Consider the following 15082-nt stretch of genomic DNA (forward strand, 5'->3'; position numbering starts at 1 on the left):
GAGGAGAGCGATGGCAACGATGGAGCGGGCTCTCCAGTTGGTGACCGTGCTGGAGCAGGAGCTCGTCAACCGGCGCACGGACATCGACCGGCACAACGCCTACTACCGGGGGCGCGGCCGGTTGAAGTACGCCTCGGACGCATTCTCGAAGTTCCACGGGGACCGCTACCGCGACTTCTGCGACAACTGGGTGCAGGTGGTGGCCGACTCCCCGGTGGAGCGGCTGACGGTGAACGGCATCCAGGCCGCCGGGGAGACCGAGGCGGACAAGGACCTGTGGAAGGTGTGGCAGGTCAACGGCCTCGATGCCGACAGCCAGCTCGGGTTCCTCGGCGCGGTGAACGGGGCCCGTTCCTTCCTCCTGGTGTGGGGGGACCCGGACGACCCGGACATGCCCGTGGTCACCTTCGAGGACGCCTCGCAGTGCATCGTCGCCTACGAGCCAGGGTCGAGGCGTCACCGACGGGCGGCGCTGAAGCGGTGGCAGGACGGCGGCGAGGACTTCGCGACGCTGTACCTGCCCGGCGAGGTGTGGAAGTTCTCCCGCCCGGTGATGTACGGGCAGGACGCCCAGTCGCCGGCCATGACGGAGGTCGACGAGGAGCTGAAGCGGTGGCGGCCGCGGGAGTTGGCCGAGGAGCCGAACCCGCAGCCCAACCCCATGGGCGTGGTGCCGATGGTGGAGCTGCCGAACAAGCCGTCCCTGGTGGGCGAGCCGATGTCGGACGTGGCGAGCGTGATCGCGATGCAGGACGCCATCAACCTGCTGTGGGCCCAGTTGTTCACCGCCTCCGACTACGCGTCGTTCCCGCAGCGCGTCATCCTCGGCGCCGAGCCGCCGAAGCTGCCGGTGCTGAACAGTGAGGGTGTCGTCGTCGGTGACAAGCCGGTCGACATCGAGAAGTTCGCCGTCGACAGGGTGATGATGTTCAACGGCAAGGACGCCCGGATCGCCGAGTGGCAGGCCGCGAACCTCACGATGTACACCGGTCTGATCGAGGTCGCGGTCGGCCACCTCGCCGCCCAGACCCGCACCCCGCAGCACTACCTGATCGGGAAGATGGCCAACCTCAGCGCGGACGCGCTGCTGGCCGCCGAGACGGGGCTGGTGAAGCGGGTCGAGGAGAAGCAGCTCTGGTACGGGCAGGGCATCCGTGAGGGCGCGCGGCTCATCGCGCTGGCCCAGGGCGATGAGCGCAAGGCGCTGGCCTTGCGCTCGGGCCGGGTGCTCTGGGCGGACGCCGAGTCCCGCAGCCACGCCCAGTTGGCGGACGCGCTGGTGAAGCTGAAGGGCATCGGGTTCCCGCTGGAGTGGCTGGCCTCGAAGTACGGGCTCACCCCGACAGAGGTCTCGGACATGCTCGCGATGCGGGCGCGGGAAATGGAGGCCGACCCGGTCTCGGAGATCACCCGCATGATGGTCGACGGTCGCACCCCCGCACCGGCCCCGCCGGGGAGCGACGAGGTCCCTGACGGGCCGGTGCAGGAGCCTGCGGCATGAGCCCGTCACCTCTCGCGCTGGCCCACCAGGCGGCCAGGGAGCGGCTCGCGCAGGCCGCCGGGAAGGCCGCTGTCCGCCTGTGGCGGCAGACCGACCCGCAGGACATCCGCGGTTCCTGGCTGCCGCTGCTGGCCCGCCTCCTGGTCATCGTCTCCGGCGCCCAGCTCGCGGCCGCCGAGTCCACCGAGCCCTGGCTGTCGCGCCTCCTGGGCGATGAGGACCCCGAGCGGCCGGACGCCGACCTGCTGAACCCGGCCATGCTGGCCGGGGTGTCCGGTGAGGGTCTGCCCCTGGCCGATGTGCTGGGCGCTCCGATGTGGAGCGCGTTCCGGATGGTCACCGCCGGCGCGCCGATCGCCCACGCGATGGCGCGGGGCAGTGCCCTGGTCGACATCGTGGCCCGTACCGCGGTCGCCGACGCCGGCCGGGCCGCCGACCAGGTCGGCATGGTCACCCGCCGCTCGGTCACCGCGTACATCCGGGTGACGGAGTCCGGGGCCTGCTCCCGCTGCCTGGTCCTGGCGGGGCGCGAGTACGGCACCTCGACCGGGTTCCTGCGCCACCCGCGGTGTGCCTGCGGGATGGAACCGGTCACCCGCGACCACAAGCCGGGCGCGCAGGACCCGCGCAAGCTGGTCGACGCCATGTCGCAGGCCCAGCGCGCGAAGGTGTTCGGCCAGGCGGGGGCGAAGGCGCTCGCCGAGGGCGCCGACCTCGGGCTGCTCGTCAACGCCCGCCGGGGCATGGCGACGGCCACCGCGTTCGGCCGCAAGGTGCTGGCCACGACCGAGGGCACCACCGTCCGGGGCATCGCCGGGAAGCGCCTGGCGGGAAGCCGGGGTCCGCGCCTGATGCCCGAAGCGATCTTCCGCCTGGCCGACGACCGGGCCCACGCGGTCCGGCTGCTGCGGCAGCACGCCTACATCTTCTGACCCGCCGCCCGCGCGCAACGCCTGGGCCCGCACCCGCAACGGGAGTCCCTCATGAACCGCAGCACCCTGCCCCGCCCCGCCCGCACGCACGCGCACGCGCCCGGCTGGTCCCACCCCTACCCGGCCGGTCCGCTCTCCCCGGTCCTCTACGCCGACGGCGGTCAGGAGGAAGAGGACCCGCCCAGCGAGGAGGGAGAGGACGGGGCGGACGAGGAGCCGGACGAGGAGGAGCCCGACGACGAGCAGGAGCCGGACGGCGCCGCCGACCTGGGCGACAAGGGCAAGCGGGCCCTGGACTCCATGAAGGGCAAGCTCAAGGCCGAGCGCGACAAGCGGCGCACCCTGGAGCGGCAGCTCGCCGAGAAGGACGGCACCGACCAGGCGGAGAAGGCCCGCCGCGAGGCCGAGAGCGCCGCGCTGTCCAAGGCCAACGCGCGCATCCTGCGGGCCGAGGTGAAGGCCGCGGCCGCGGGCAAGCTCGCCGACCCGGCCGACGCCTACAAGTTCCTCGACCTCGACCAGTTCGAGGTCGACGACGACGGAAACGTCGACTCCGAAGAGGTCGCGGAGGCCATCGACGACCTCATCAAGTCCAAGCCCTACCTCGCGGCCGCAACGGCCAAGCGGTTCCAGGGCACGGGCGACGGCGGAGCAGCGCGCAAGGCGTCCCGGCCGAAGCAGCTCACACGAGCGGACCTGAAGTCCCTGACCCCTGCGCAGATCGTCAAGGCCAAGGAAGACGGCCAGCTCGACGACATGCTCAGCAACGCCGGCTGACCCCGGCCCCACAAGGAGAACACCACCATGGCCATTTCGGCATTCATCCCCGAGGTGTGGTCCTCGGAACTGCTGGTGACGCTGGAGAAGTCCCACGTCTACGGAGCGCCCGGCGTCGTGAACCGCGACTACGAGGGCGACATCGCCGCGGCTGGTGACACCGTGCACATCGTGTCGCTGGCGGAGCCGACCATCGGCACCTACACCCCGCACACCGACATCGTCATCGAGGACGTCGACGACGTCGACTCGACTCTGGTCATCAACCAGTCGAAGTACTTCGCGTTCGAGGTCGACGACGTGGAGAAGCGGCAGGCCAAGAGCGGCGGCAAGGTGCTGTCCGAGCAGGCGCGCAAGGCCGGCTACAAGCTCCGCGACGTGTCCGACACCTACATCGCCGGGCTCATGGCCGCCGGGGTCGACGCGGGCAACCTGATCGCCGAGCAGACCCTGACCGACCCCGGCGACGCCTACGACCTCCTGGTCGACCTCGGCGTCGTCCTGGACGAGGACGACGTCCCCGACGGCGGGCGCTGGGCGGTCGTCACCCCGAAGTTCCACGGCCTGCTGCAGAAGGACCCGCGGTTCGTGTCCGCCGGCGACCCCGCCGCCGCGGCGACCCGCGCGAACGGGATCATCGGCAGTGCCGCCGGGTTCTCCCTGCGCAAGTCCAACAACGCCCCCAACGGGCCGGGCGCCGGGGCCGGCAAACTCGTCATCGCCGGGTACAACGGGGCGGTCAGCTACGCCGAGCAGATCAACAAGACCGAGGCCGCCCGCAAGGAGAAGGGCTTCGCGGACATCGTGAAGGGCCTGCACCTGTACGGGGCGAAGGTCGTGCGGCCCAAGGGCCTCGCCGCGGCGGACGTGGTCATCTGATGTCCGGACAGATGAAGGACGGCGACGAGATCCGCCTGATCGGCTCCGGTGGGGCCCCGGTCCTGCTGACCGTGGGCCGCCCCTTCTCCGCCCAGGAGATCGAGGCACGGCTGCGCAGCGGCGAATGGCGCCGCGAGGGCGAGGCGGCGCCCGAGTCCGCGGCGGGCCCCCGGCCGCGCAAGGAGAAGGTGTCCAAGCCCTCCGACGACCCCGGTCCGGGGCCGAAGCCGCGCACGGAGAAGGTGTCCAAGCCGGCAGACGATCCGGACGCGGGCGGCCCGCAGCCGCGGACCGAGTACCGGTCCGACCCGGACCGGGACCCCGAGCAGAGGTCCAGCGACCCGCGCCGCCCGGCGGGCACCGCCCCCAAGGGCGACTGGGTGGCCTACGTCGCCGGGCTCAAGCACATGACCATCGAGGACGCGTCCTCGTACACGAAGGCCGATCTCATCGAGATGGCCGACTGAGGGGAGGCCGCCGTGGCACTGGCACCCCTGGCGACGGTGGCCGACCTGGTCGCCCTCGGATTGCGTGTCGAGGACGACGAGCTCAGCGTCGTGCAGCGTTACCTGGACGTCGCGTCCGCCGCGGTCCGCCAGGCCGCCGGCTGCCCCATCTCGCAGATGACGTCCACCGTGACGACGGAAGGTCAGGGCGGCCAGTGGCTGACCCTGCCCGGTGTGCCCATCACCGCCGTCCTTGCCGTGTCGGTCGACGGGGAGGCCCGGACGGACTGGCGGCTGCGCTCCGGGCGCGTGTGGCGGGCGGCGGGATGGACGCTCCGCGAGCCGTCCGAGATCGAGGTGACGTACACCCACGGGCTGCCCGAGGCCCCGGCCGACATCGTCGACCTGGTGGGCCGCCTCGTCGCCGGGGCCCTGGCCTCCTACCGGGCCGACGACGACGGGGCCAGCCTGGGCACCCAGATCATCACCTCCGAGCGGATCGGGGACTACGCCGTCACCTACGGCGGCGACGGCCTGGCCACCGACATGGAGCTCCCCAACTACCTGCGCGAGCGCCTGGCCGCGCGCTTCGGCGGCGGCATCTCGACGATGAGGTCACGGTGAGGGGGCCTGGCCGGTACTTCAACCGGCGCCTGGAGGTATGGCGGCCCACCACCGTGGACGACGGGTACGGCGGGCAGGACACCGCGATGGTCCAGCAGCCCGGCACGGTGCGGGCGAAGGTCGACCAGCCCAGCAACGCGGACCAGATGCTCGCCGGGCAGTCGGGCAGCGACCACGACCACACCGTGTTCCTGACCCCCCGCGCGGACGTGCGGCGCGGCGACGAGCTGCGCGGCACGGACGTGCTCGGGCAGGACCAGGCGTTCAAGGTGCTGGCTGTCGTTCGGCCGTCCACCCCCGTCTACTCCAAGGCGACCTGCTCGCTGATCCAGAAAGAAGGACCCGATGGCTGACCACACCGAGTTCCCCACCGAGCCGCAGGACTGCCGGCGCGGCGCGGAGGACACCACCCTGCCCGAGGGGGACCGACTGATCTGGGCGGTCCTGGCCGTGGCCGGCGAGCTGCACGAGCTGCGCCGCCTGCTGCGCAAGAGGTGACCCGGTGACGGCGCGGGTCACCCGCATCGAGGGCCTGGACCGGCTGCGCGACCAACTGGAAGCGCTGGGGCCCGAGCTGGAGGCGGCGGCGAAGCGGGCCACGAAAGAATCCGCCGTGGCCGTGCGCGAGGACACCCGCGGCAAGGTGCGGGTCGACACCGGCAACCTCCGCGACAAGCTCGACATCCACTACAGCGACGACGGGCTGACGGCCGACGTGGGATGGAAGGACCGGGAGGACTGGTACGCCTCGCTCCACGAGCACGGCACCCGAAGCATCCCCGCGAACCCGGCGCTCGGCCCGGCCCTGGAGGCGGAACGCGTGAAGTTCGAGGAGCGGCTGCGCGCCGAAGTCCGAAAGGCGCTGCGGTGACCGACGCCCCGACGCCGATGCTGCCCGTGCAGGGCGCGCTGATCACCCTGCTGCGGGGCGACACCGCCCTGAAAGCGCTGGCCCCCTCGGTGTACGACTACCTGCCCGAGGACGCCCCCTATCCGTTCGTCGTGGTCGGCGAGGCGACCGAGACCGCGGACAACGCGCACGACCGGTACGGCCGGCAGACGGTGGTGACCCTGCACGTGTGGTCGCAGTACCGCGGCTACGCGCAGGTGCTGCGGATCGGGGCCCGCATCAACGCGCTGCTGGACCACCAGCCCCTGACCATCACGGGGCTGGACCATGTGGTCACCCGGTACGAGTTCTCCCAGACGCTGACCGATCCCGAGCCGCCGGGCAACATCCGCCACCTCGTCCTGCGGTACCGGATCATCACCGAGCAGCCCCCCGCCTGACCCTTCGCCCCGCGCCGACCGGCCGGGGCTTCTTCATGCCCAGGAGGCACCCATGGCCGGAAAGGACGCGCTGGGGACCCAGTTCCTGCGCAAGGGAGTCGCGGAGACGTACTCGCCGATCGCGAACGTGAGCGACATCAGCGGCCCGAGCAGGTCCCGCGAGTCGATCGACGTGACCGCGCACGACTCCCCCAACAAATACAGGGAGTTCATCCCCGGCCTGAAGGACGGCGGGGAGGTCGAGATCACCCTGAACTTCGACCCGTCGGACACCTCGCACACCGCGCTGGACACCGACTTCGAGTCCGACGCCCTGCACGACTACCAGATCGTCCTGCTGCCGGGCACCGCCGACGAGCACACCTGGGCGTTCGCCGCGTTCATCACCGCCCTCGGGGAGAGCTACCCGACCGACAACAAGATGGAACGCACCGCCACCTTCAAGATCAGTGGCAAGCCGGCCCTGACCCCGACCGGCGTCTGAACGGAGACCCCACACCATGACCAGCCTCAAGGACCTCATCCGGTCCGCCACCGACATCAAGACCCAGGACAACGTGGAGATCCCCGAGTGGGCTCCAGGACACCTCTTCCAGGTCACCGGCCTCCCGTCCGGGGACTGGGAGGCGTACCAGAACAAGATGTCGAAGATGACCAAGCGCGACCAGGACTCCGGCCTGGAGATGACCATCAAGTCGAACAAGGCGGAGATCGTCGCCAAGGCGCTGCGCGACCAGGAGAGCGGCGAGCTCGTCTTCACCGACCTGCGCGAGGGCATCGCCATCCTGTCCAAGCGGTCCGCGGGCATCATCGGCGGCCTGTTCCTCCTGGTCCGCCACCTCTCCGACGAGGACCGCGACTTCACCCAGAAGGTGAAGGCGGCCGAGGAGGATTTCGCCGACGGCCAGAGCTGAAGATCCTCTATGACCTCGCCCTCGCGTTCCAGATCCCCCCGCGCGAGGTCATGAGCAGGTTCTCCGAAGAGGAGATCATCCGGCTTCTGGCCCACCAGAACCTCTACGGTCCGGCCGGGCTGCGCCGCCTGGACGCCCTCTTCGCCCGGCTCGGCATGGACGTGGCCGCACCGCACATGAAGAAGGGCCTTCAGCCGAAGTTCCAGGACCACCTGATCGAGTGGTCCAAGCCCCGCAAGACGGGTCACGAACTTTTGCAGGCGGTGCTCAGCATCCAGGCCGGGTTCGACGAGAGCGCGTGAGGAGGCCCCGTGCCGTTGCTCGATGAGCTTCTGGTCAGGATCGGGATGGACACCTCCGGTGTCGACGAAGGCACCGAGCAGGTGACCAGCAAGCTGGACGCGATGACCGGGCCCGCGACCCTCGCCGGGGCCGCGGCGGGCGGCGCCCTGGTGGTGGGGCTGAGCGCCGCCATGGACATCAGCCAGGCCCGCAGCAGTCTGCGCGACCAGCTCGGCCTGACCGAGGGCGAGGCCGCGCGGGCGGGCGACATCGCCGGTGACGTCTACGCCTCCGGGTTCGGCGGCTCCCTGGAGGACGTGACCGAGTCGGTGGCCGCGGTGGGCTCGTCGATCAGCGACCTCGGCGACCTCACCGACGCCGAGGTCGAGGGCATGTCCAAGGCCGCGCTCGGCCTGGCCAAGCGCATGGGCGTCGACGTGGCGGAAGCCGCCGCGGCCGCCGGGAACATGGTCAAGAACGGCCTCGCCAAGGACGGCACCGAGGCCCTCGACGTCATGACGAAGGCCGCGGAGAGCATCCCCAAGGCCATGCGGGCGGACCTGCCGGAAGCTGTGAGCGAGTACGGCAAGCACTGGGCCAGGATCGGCCTGGACGCCAAGGACGCGATGGGGATGCTGTCGCAGTACGTCGCCGCCGGCGGCAAGGACATCGACCAGGCCGGCGACGTCCTGCACGAGTTCGCCCGCATCACCTCCGAGGAGGGCGAGCGCGCGGCCGACGCACTCAAGGAGATGGGCCTGCCGGCGAAGCAGATGCTGGCCGACATCAACGCCGGCGGGGCGCCCGCGAAGGCGGCGCTCCAGAAGACGATCGAGGGACTGCGCGGGGTGAAGGACCCGGCCGAGCAGAGCGCCCTGGCGGTGGAGCTGTTCGGCGACATGGCCGGTGAGGGCGCCGATGCCCTGTGGGCGATGGACCCCGCAACCGCGGCGACGGCCACCGGGATGGACAAGGCCGCCGGTGCGTCGAAGAAGATGACCGAGGCGATGGAGAATGACCCCGCCCAGCAGATGGACGCCGCGATGCGGACCCTGACGCAAGGGCTCGGGGAAGCGCTGCTGCCCGCCCTGCTGAAGGTCAGCAAGTTCATCTCGGAGAACAAGGAGTTGATGGGCTTTCTGATCCCCGTGGTGGGCGGTCTGGCCATCATGCTGGGGGTGTTCGCGGCCGCCGTCTGGATCGCCAACATGGCCATGCTCGCCTCCCCGGTCACCTGGATCGTCCTCGGGATCATCGCGCTGATCGCCGTGATCGCCCTCATCATCATCAAGTGGGACAAGGTCGCCGCCGCCACCGGTGCCGCCTGGGACTGGATCGTCGGGAAGCTCGCCGCCGCCTGGGGCTGGATCACCGGGAAGGTCGCGTCCGTCTGGAACTGGATCACCGGCAAGACGTCGACGGCCTGGAACGCGGTGGCCGGGTTCGTCGGTGCCGCGGTCGATGACTTCATGCGCGACATCAACACCATCGCGTCGATCCCTGGGAAGGTCGGACGCTGGCTCGGCGACGTCGTGTCCTGGGTGGCCGGGATGCCCGGCCGCATCAGCTCCGCGGCCGGCGGCATGTGGGACAGCATCGTGTCCGGCTTCAAGTACGCGGTGAACCAGCTCATCTGGATGTGGAATTCCCTCAGCTTCACCCTCGGCGGCGGCAGCTTCATGGGCGTCGGCATCCCCTCGCTGACCCTCCACACCCCCGACATCCCCTACCTCGCCGAGGGCGGCATCACCACCGGCCCCACCCTCGCGATGATCGGTGAGGGCCAGGACCCACACGAGGTCGTACTGCCGCTGTCCCGCCTGGACCAGATGCTCAACTCCGGGCAGCAGGACATGCGCGCGCCGTCGGTCGGCACGGTGCAGCCGCTCACCGTCCGCACCGTCCTGGAGCTGACCGGCGCCGACTCCGAGTTCAAGGACTTCTTCCAGAAGGTCGTCCGCACCAAGGCGGGCGGCTCCGTGATCCGCTTCGCAGAAGGGTGACCCCGCCGATGCCGTCCCTGCCCCCGCCCCGCACCACCGAGCTGTACTACGGCGGGGCCTGGCACACCGCGAAGGTCCGCGAAGCGGCACCGCTCACCATCACCCGCGGGCTGCCCGCCGAGGGCACCACCGCGGACCCCTCCGCCGCCTCCCTCGTCCTCGACAACCGGGCCGGGCTCTACAGCCCCCGCACCCCGACCTCCCCGCTGTACGGGGCCATCGGCCGCAACACGCCCATCCGGCACACCGTGCACGCGGGCGGCCCCCACCTGCTGCTGCCGGCGTCCGGCGTCTACACCGTCTCGACGCCGCACACCGCCGCGTTCGGCGTGACCGGGGACCTGGACGTGCGGGTCGACGTCACCCCCAACACCTGGACCGAGGCGCAGATGCTGGCCTGCCGGTGGGCGGCCGGGGGCAACCTCGGGTGGGCACTCGAGCTCTCGCGCACCGGCGAACTGGTTCTGCTGTGGTCCCCGACCGGGGCCCCGGCGGGCCAGCGGTGGGCGACCTCCACCGTGCGGGTGCCCGCGTACACCGGCCAGCGCCTCGTCCTGCGCGCCACCCTGGACGTGAACAACGGGGCCGGCGGCTGCACCGCGGTCTTTTACTACGGGGCGGGCCTGGACAGCTCCCGGTGGACGATGATCGGCGCTCCCGTCGTCCTCGCCGGCGCCACGTCCCTGTTCGCTCCCGTCGCCCCGATCGTGATCGGTGACTCCGTCATCTCCATGACGCCCGACGGGTCGTCCGGGCTGAACGCCCTGCGCGGCCGGGCCCACGGCCTCCAGGTGCGCCGGGGGATCGACGGGCCGGTCGTCGCCCAGACCCGGATCGCGCGGGAGGCGACGCCGGGCGCCACCTCCTGGACGGACGGCGACGGGCGCGTGTGGACCCTCACCGACGCGGCGACCCTGTCCAACGCGCACATCCGGATGGAGGGGGAGGTCCCGGCGTGGCCGCCGTCGCGGGACATGTCGGGTGCCGACCGCACCGTGGCCATCGCCCCGGCCGGGATCATGCGCCGCCTGGGGGCCGGCTCCCGGCCGCTCGACAGCGCGCTGCGCCGCTACATCGTCAGCAAAGCCCCCCTGGAGTGCTGGCCGCTGACCGACGGGCGGCAGGCCACACAGGGGATGTCGCTGAACGGGTCCGACCCCGTGGTCCCGGTGACCGGCTCGCCACCCCCGCAGTGGGGCGAGGGGGAGATCGCCGACTGGATCGAGCCCGTGCTGGGGTGCAGGGCCCAGACCGGCACCACCGTGCGGGGCACGGTGGCACCCGTGGGCACCGCGAGCTGGTCGGTCGACTTCGTCCGGGGAGGCAAGGGCTACCAGGAGGCCCTACGGATCATGGATCGGGGCCGCGGCACGGCATCCGACCCGCGCAGCATGTGGTCGCTGTACTTCGATGGGCCGCAGGACCGCATCCAGGTCTTCTGGGATCAGTGGATGGACGACACCTCCGACGGGGCCAGCCTGGGCACCCTGGAAAACTCCGGGTTGCGCGACGGCCAGCCTCACCACCTTCGGTTCTCCACGATGGTCTCCGGGTCGGAGACCATCTGGTCCTTCTTCATCGACGGCGACCTCAGAACGAGCGGCAGCGTGGCGATGCAGGGCCGCCCGATCCGCTACGTCGAGCTCGCCTGCACCACGGAGGGGGCGGACGCCCAGGAGATCGCGGTGGGCTACCTCACCTGCTGGACCAACAACGGCCCCAGCGCCGCCGCGTGCACGACAGCCATGCGCGGATTCCCTGGGGAGAGGGCCGGGGCTCGGATGCTGCGCCTGTCCGCGGAGCACGGGGTGACGGCGTCCGTCGCAGGAGAGACGGCCGCACAGACCGCCCTGGGCATCCAGCACCCCGAGCGGTACCTGGACACCCTCGACATGATCGCCAAGACCGACCTCGGCTTCCTCTTCGAGCGGCGGGACGCCCGCGAGCTGGTCTACCGGGCCCGCTCCACCCTCTACAACCAGTCTCCGGTCCTCACCCTGGACTGGACCACCGGGGTCATCAGCGAGCCGTTCCGGCCGACGGACGACGACAAGCTGACCGAGAACGACGTCACCGTGGAGCGCGAGGGCGGCGGCTCGTCGCGGGCCGTCCTGGAGACCGGCCGCATGTCCGTCCAGGACCCGCCCGCCGGCGTCGGCCGGTACGACGAGGACCACACCCTCTCCCTGGAGTCCGACCACCAGACCGCCCCCCACGCCCAGTGGCGGATGCACCTGGGCACCTACGACGGCCTCCGCTTCACGAAGATCACGCTGACCCTGGGCAACCCGCGGGTGTACGCGCTGATCGAGGACATCTACCGGGCCGACGTCGGCGACCTCCTACGCCTGACCAACCTGCCCCCGGACTACGGGCCCGACGACGTCGACCTCATCATCCGCGGCTACACCGAGGAGATCGGGGCCGACGGCTGGACCATCACCTTCAACTGCTCGCCGGGCACCCCGTGGGCCGTCGCCGTCGCCGACGACCCGGTCCTGGGCCGGGCGGACACCGACGGCAGCCGACTGGCGACCGCGGCGACCGCCACGGCCACCACCCTGTCCGTCGCCGTGACCGCCGGCCCCCGCTGGGTCACCGGCGCCCCGAACCTGATCAGCGACCCGGACTTCGAGGCGGGCACCGGAGCCTGGGCGTGCTCGCGCGGGGCCAGCATCGGGCAGGTGACGTGGGACCGCACCATCGTGCGGTCCGGTACGGGCGCCGCGCGCATCACCCGCGTCCACCCCACCGACACCGGCACCCTCAACCTGCAACAGACCGGCGTCGTCTACCCCGCGGCCGCCGGGCAGACCTGGACCGCGCACGCCTGGGTCTACAACGGCGCGACGGTGGCACGGGACATGCGCATGGGCATCGTCTGGCGCAACAGCACGGGGACCGACACGTTCATCCTCCCGGCCGTCACCTCCGTGCCTCCCGGCCAGTGGACCCGGCTCACCGCCACGGGCCCGCTGCCCGCCGGGGCCGTCTCCGTCTACCCCAGCATCGTCGGCGGCACCGGCTGGACCGCCGGGGAATGGTGGGTCGCCGACAGCGTCCGGTGCGCCCGCACCGACAACGTCGTCGGCGCCGACGAACCCGACCAGTTCCCGTTCTCCGTGACCCTCGGAGGCGAGGAGGTCACCGTCCTCGGCATCACCGGCACCGGCACCCAGACCTTCACCGTCGCCCGCTCCACCAACGGCGTCACCAAGTCCCACCCGGCGCTGACCCCCCTGTCCCTCACCCACCCGATGCGCCTCGCGCTGTAGGAGGTCCGATGCCCATCTACGCGGGCGGAGTCGTCACCGCCGGGATGCTCAGCCGGATGCAGCCGAAAACCTACGATGCGGTCGGGAGCGAGCTCCAGGCCGGCCCCCTGACGAACAACGACGTCATCGGGTGCAGCCTCACGCTGACCACGACCGCCCCCAACGCGGTCGTGACCGCCCGCGCCGCCTTCTACTTCGTCCTCACCGCCGCCGGGACGACCAGCGCGTCGGGCCGCCTCGCCGTCAACGGAGTGCTGCAGGCGCCTTTCGCCATCTTCGGGCAGGGGCCGGGAGCCACGGCCGACCGTGCCACGGTCCCCCAGAACTTCCGCTTCACCCTGCCGACCGCCGGGACGCACACGCTGAAGCTGACAGTGACCTCCCCCACCCACATCTCCGTCCAGGGCCTGTACACAACCCTGGTCGCTACCGTCTACGAGGTCGTCTGATGCCCATCGCCGCCGCCTACTTCAGATCGATGCACTACGACGGAACCAACGGTGAAGCGCTCGCCGACTGGCTCGGGAACGGAACTTTCGACCGTGTCGATGACGACGGGAATCTCAGGCTGACCATCGCCAGCGACTGGGACTACTCCGTCGCTGTCCCGCCCGACTCCTGGGTGATCCAGAGTGTCGGCGTCTACCAGGGCGTCCTGTCCCCGGCGGACTACGCGGCGCAGTTCTACGAACTCCCCACCTCCTGACCACTGCCCCACCGCCCATCCCCGCCCCGGTCGTCCTGGCCGGGGCTTCGTCATGTCTGGAGACCCGCATGGCCACACCGCTGTCTGCCGACCGGCTGCTCAAAGCCCTCCGCGACGAAGGGCTCCGGGTCGTCGAGCACCGGAGCTGGCGCACGCACAACCGGAACCACAAGGGGTCGTGGGGACCGGTGCACGGGGTGATGGTCCACCACACCGTCACCTCGGGCACCGCGTCCTCCGTCGAGCTCTGCTACAACGGCCACTCCGCGCTCCCCGGCCCGCTGTGCCACGGGGTGATCGCGAAGGACGGCACCGTCTACCTCGTGGGTCACGGGCGGGCCAACCACGCCGGTCTCGGCGACGACGACGTCCTGCACGCGGTCCGGGCGGAGGACGTACCGCGGCCGCCGGACAACGAGGCCAACACCGACGGCAACCGGCACTTCTACGGCTTCGAGGCGATCAACCTCGGTAACGGCAAGGACCCCTGGCCCGCCGCCCAACTGGAGGCGATCGAGCGGGCCTCCGCCGCCGTCTGCCGGGCGCACGGCTGGGGGCCCCGGTCGGTGATCGGGCACCTGGAGTGGCAGCCGGGGAAGATCGATCCGCGCGGGTTCACGATGGACTCGATGCGCACGCGGGTCGGGGCTCGGCTGGGCACCGACCCGGCACCGGCGAAGCCGCCCGCCGCCCGGCCGCCGACCGCGAAGCCGGTGTACGAGCCGTTCCCCGGCGCCGCGTTCTTCCGTGCCGGCCGCCGTAGCCCGGTCATCACCGCGATGGGCCGCCGCCTGGTCGCCGAGGGCTGCGGCCGCTACGCCGTCGGCCCCGGCCCCGCCTGGTCGAAGGCGGACCGCGCGTCCTACGCGGCCTGGCAGCGGCGTCTCGGCTACACGGGCGATGACGCCAACGGCATCCCCGGCCGGGCCTCCTGGGACCGGCTCCGCGTCCCCAACGTCTGACCCCAACCCAACCCACACCTGCACGACGGAGGGAACACGATGACCCAGCGTCACCCCGCGACGGAGCACCTGCTCCGCTACTTCGAGTACGCGCACCTGCCCGCGCACCTCCAGGCCGTCAGCGAGCCGTGCGCGCGCCTCGCCCGCGAGCTGGCCGACGCCCTGCCGGACGGGCCCGAGCTGTCCGCAGGCCTCCGCAGGCTCCTGGAGGCGAAGGACTGCTTCGTCCGCGCCGCCCTCGACACCACCCCGGAGGACTGACCATGAAGATCAGCAGCATGGCCAAGGCCCTCGTCGCCGGTCTCGCCGCCGGGGCGTCCGTCGCCGTCACCGCGGTGCAGGACGGGTCGCTCACCACCGGGGAGGGCGTCACGATCGTCCTCGCCGTCCTCGGCGCGCTCGGCGTCACCTACGCCGTGCCCAACCGCCCGGCGGGGGCCGACCGGGTCACGCCCGGCCGGGGGATCTGACCACCTCGCACCAGGAGGCAC

General features: G+C 71.4%; 20 protein-coding genes. All 20 read left to right on the plus strand.

What is annotated here, in order from left to right; translation table 11 throughout:
- Nucleotides 1–10 precede the first annotated feature (10 nt).
- On the plus strand, nt 11–1501 hold the full coding sequence (locus tag ACZ6EJ_RS04925) for a phage portal protein (protein WP_469264669.1): 1491 nt from the start codon (nt 11–13) through the stop codon (nt 1499–1501).
- Entirely contained in the window at nt 1498–2433 is a 936-nt protein-coding gene (locus ACZ6EJ_RS04930) for a hypothetical protein (protein WP_469264671.1), read from the plus strand. Before ACZ6EJ_RS04925 ends, ACZ6EJ_RS04930 begins: the two co-directional genes overlap by 4 nt.
- Before the next feature lie 51 nt (nt 2434–2484).
- On the plus strand, nt 2485–3210 hold the full coding sequence (locus ACZ6EJ_RS04935) for a hypothetical protein (protein ID WP_469264673.1): 726 nt from the start codon (nt 2485–2487) through the stop codon (nt 3208–3210).
- Nucleotides 3211–3237: 27 nt separating this feature from the next.
- Nucleotides 3238–4089, plus strand: a complete 852-nt coding sequence (locus ACZ6EJ_RS04940; RefSeq protein ID WP_469264674.1) for a major capsid protein — start codon at nt 3238–3240, stop codon at nt 4087–4089.
- Nucleotides 4089–4556 carry a hypothetical protein gene (locus tag ACZ6EJ_RS04945; RefSeq protein WP_469264675.1) on the plus strand — a complete coding sequence of 156 codons (468 nt, stop codon included), beginning with the start codon at nt 4089–4091 and terminating at the stop codon, nt 4554–4556. The genes ACZ6EJ_RS04940 and ACZ6EJ_RS04945 overlap by 1 nt, the downstream gene beginning before the upstream one ends.
- 12 nt (nt 4557–4568) lie before the next feature.
- Complete coding sequence (locus ACZ6EJ_RS04950) at nt 4569–5159, plus strand: head-tail connector protein (protein WP_469264676.1); 591 nt, start codon at nt 4569–4571, stop codon at nt 5157–5159.
- On the plus strand, nt 5156–5512 hold the full coding sequence (locus ACZ6EJ_RS04955; protein WP_469264678.1) for a phage head closure protein: 357 nt from the start codon (nt 5156–5158) through the stop codon (nt 5510–5512). Before ACZ6EJ_RS04950 ends, ACZ6EJ_RS04955 begins: the two co-directional genes overlap by 4 nt.
- Nucleotides 5505–5657 carry a hypothetical protein gene (locus ACZ6EJ_RS04960; RefSeq protein ID WP_469264680.1) on the plus strand — a complete coding sequence of 51 codons (153 nt, stop codon included), beginning with the start codon at nt 5505–5507 and terminating at the stop codon, nt 5655–5657. Before ACZ6EJ_RS04955 ends, ACZ6EJ_RS04960 begins: the two co-directional genes overlap by 8 nt.
- A gap of 4 nt (nt 5658–5661) precedes the next feature.
- Complete coding sequence (locus ACZ6EJ_RS04965) at nt 5662–6030, plus strand: HK97-gp10 family putative phage morphogenesis protein (protein WP_469264682.1); 369 nt, start codon at nt 5662–5664, stop codon at nt 6028–6030.
- Nucleotides 6027–6449, plus strand: a complete 423-nt coding sequence (locus ACZ6EJ_RS04970; RefSeq protein ID WP_469264684.1) for a DUF3168 domain-containing protein — start codon at nt 6027–6029, stop codon at nt 6447–6449. Before ACZ6EJ_RS04965 ends, ACZ6EJ_RS04970 begins: the two co-directional genes overlap by 4 nt.
- A 52-nt stretch (nt 6450–6501) precedes the next feature.
- Nucleotides 6502–6933, plus strand: a complete 432-nt coding sequence (locus tag ACZ6EJ_RS04975) for a phage tail tube protein (protein ID WP_469264686.1) — start codon at nt 6502–6504, stop codon at nt 6931–6933.
- A gap of 16 nt (nt 6934–6949) precedes the next feature.
- Nucleotides 6950–7363, plus strand: coding sequence for a hypothetical protein (locus ACZ6EJ_RS04980; RefSeq protein WP_469264688.1), 414 nt, complete (start codon nt 6950–6952; stop codon nt 7361–7363).
- Nucleotides 7364–7413: 50 nt separating this feature from the next.
- Entirely contained in the window at nt 7414–7665 is a 252-nt protein-coding gene (locus tag ACZ6EJ_RS04985; RefSeq protein WP_469264690.1) for a phage tail assembly protein T, read from the plus strand.
- A gap of 9 nt (nt 7666–7674) precedes the next feature.
- Complete coding sequence (locus ACZ6EJ_RS04990) at nt 7675–9648, plus strand: phage tail tape measure protein (RefSeq protein WP_469264692.1); 1974 nt, start codon at nt 7675–7677, stop codon at nt 9646–9648.
- A gap of 8 nt (nt 9649–9656) precedes the next feature.
- Nucleotides 9657–12923, plus strand: a complete 3267-nt coding sequence (locus ACZ6EJ_RS04995; protein ID WP_469264694.1) for a carbohydrate binding domain-containing protein — start codon at nt 9657–9659, stop codon at nt 12921–12923.
- Between the two features lie 8 nt (nt 12924–12931).
- The gene (locus tag ACZ6EJ_RS05000) at nt 12932–13372 is read left to right on the plus strand and encodes a hypothetical protein (protein WP_469264696.1); all 441 of its coding nucleotides are present in this window, start codon (nt 12932–12934) and stop codon (nt 13370–13372) included.
- A 29-nt stretch (nt 13373–13401) separates the two neighbouring features.
- Nucleotides 13402–13629 (plus strand): hypothetical protein, encoded by a 228-nt coding sequence (locus ACZ6EJ_RS05005; protein WP_469264698.1) that lies wholly within the window; start codon nt 13402–13404, stop codon nt 13627–13629.
- Nucleotides 13630–13697: 68 nt separating this feature from the next.
- Nucleotides 13698–14591 (plus strand): peptidoglycan-binding protein, encoded by an 894-nt coding sequence (locus ACZ6EJ_RS05010; protein WP_469264700.1) that lies wholly within the window; start codon nt 13698–13700, stop codon nt 14589–14591.
- Between the two features lie 39 nt (nt 14592–14630).
- On the plus strand, nt 14631–14852 hold the full coding sequence (locus tag ACZ6EJ_RS05015) for a hypothetical protein (protein WP_469264702.1): 222 nt from the start codon (nt 14631–14633) through the stop codon (nt 14850–14852).
- Between the two features lie 2 nt (nt 14853–14854).
- Nucleotides 14855–15061: a hypothetical protein gene (locus ACZ6EJ_RS05020; protein ID WP_469264704.1), complete on the plus strand. Its 207-nt coding sequence runs from the start codon at nt 14855–14857 to the stop codon at nt 15059–15061.
- The last annotated feature ends 21 nt before the right edge of the window (nt 15062–15082 follow it).

This window comes from Streptomyces sp. NPDC041970, from assembly GCF_055588985.1.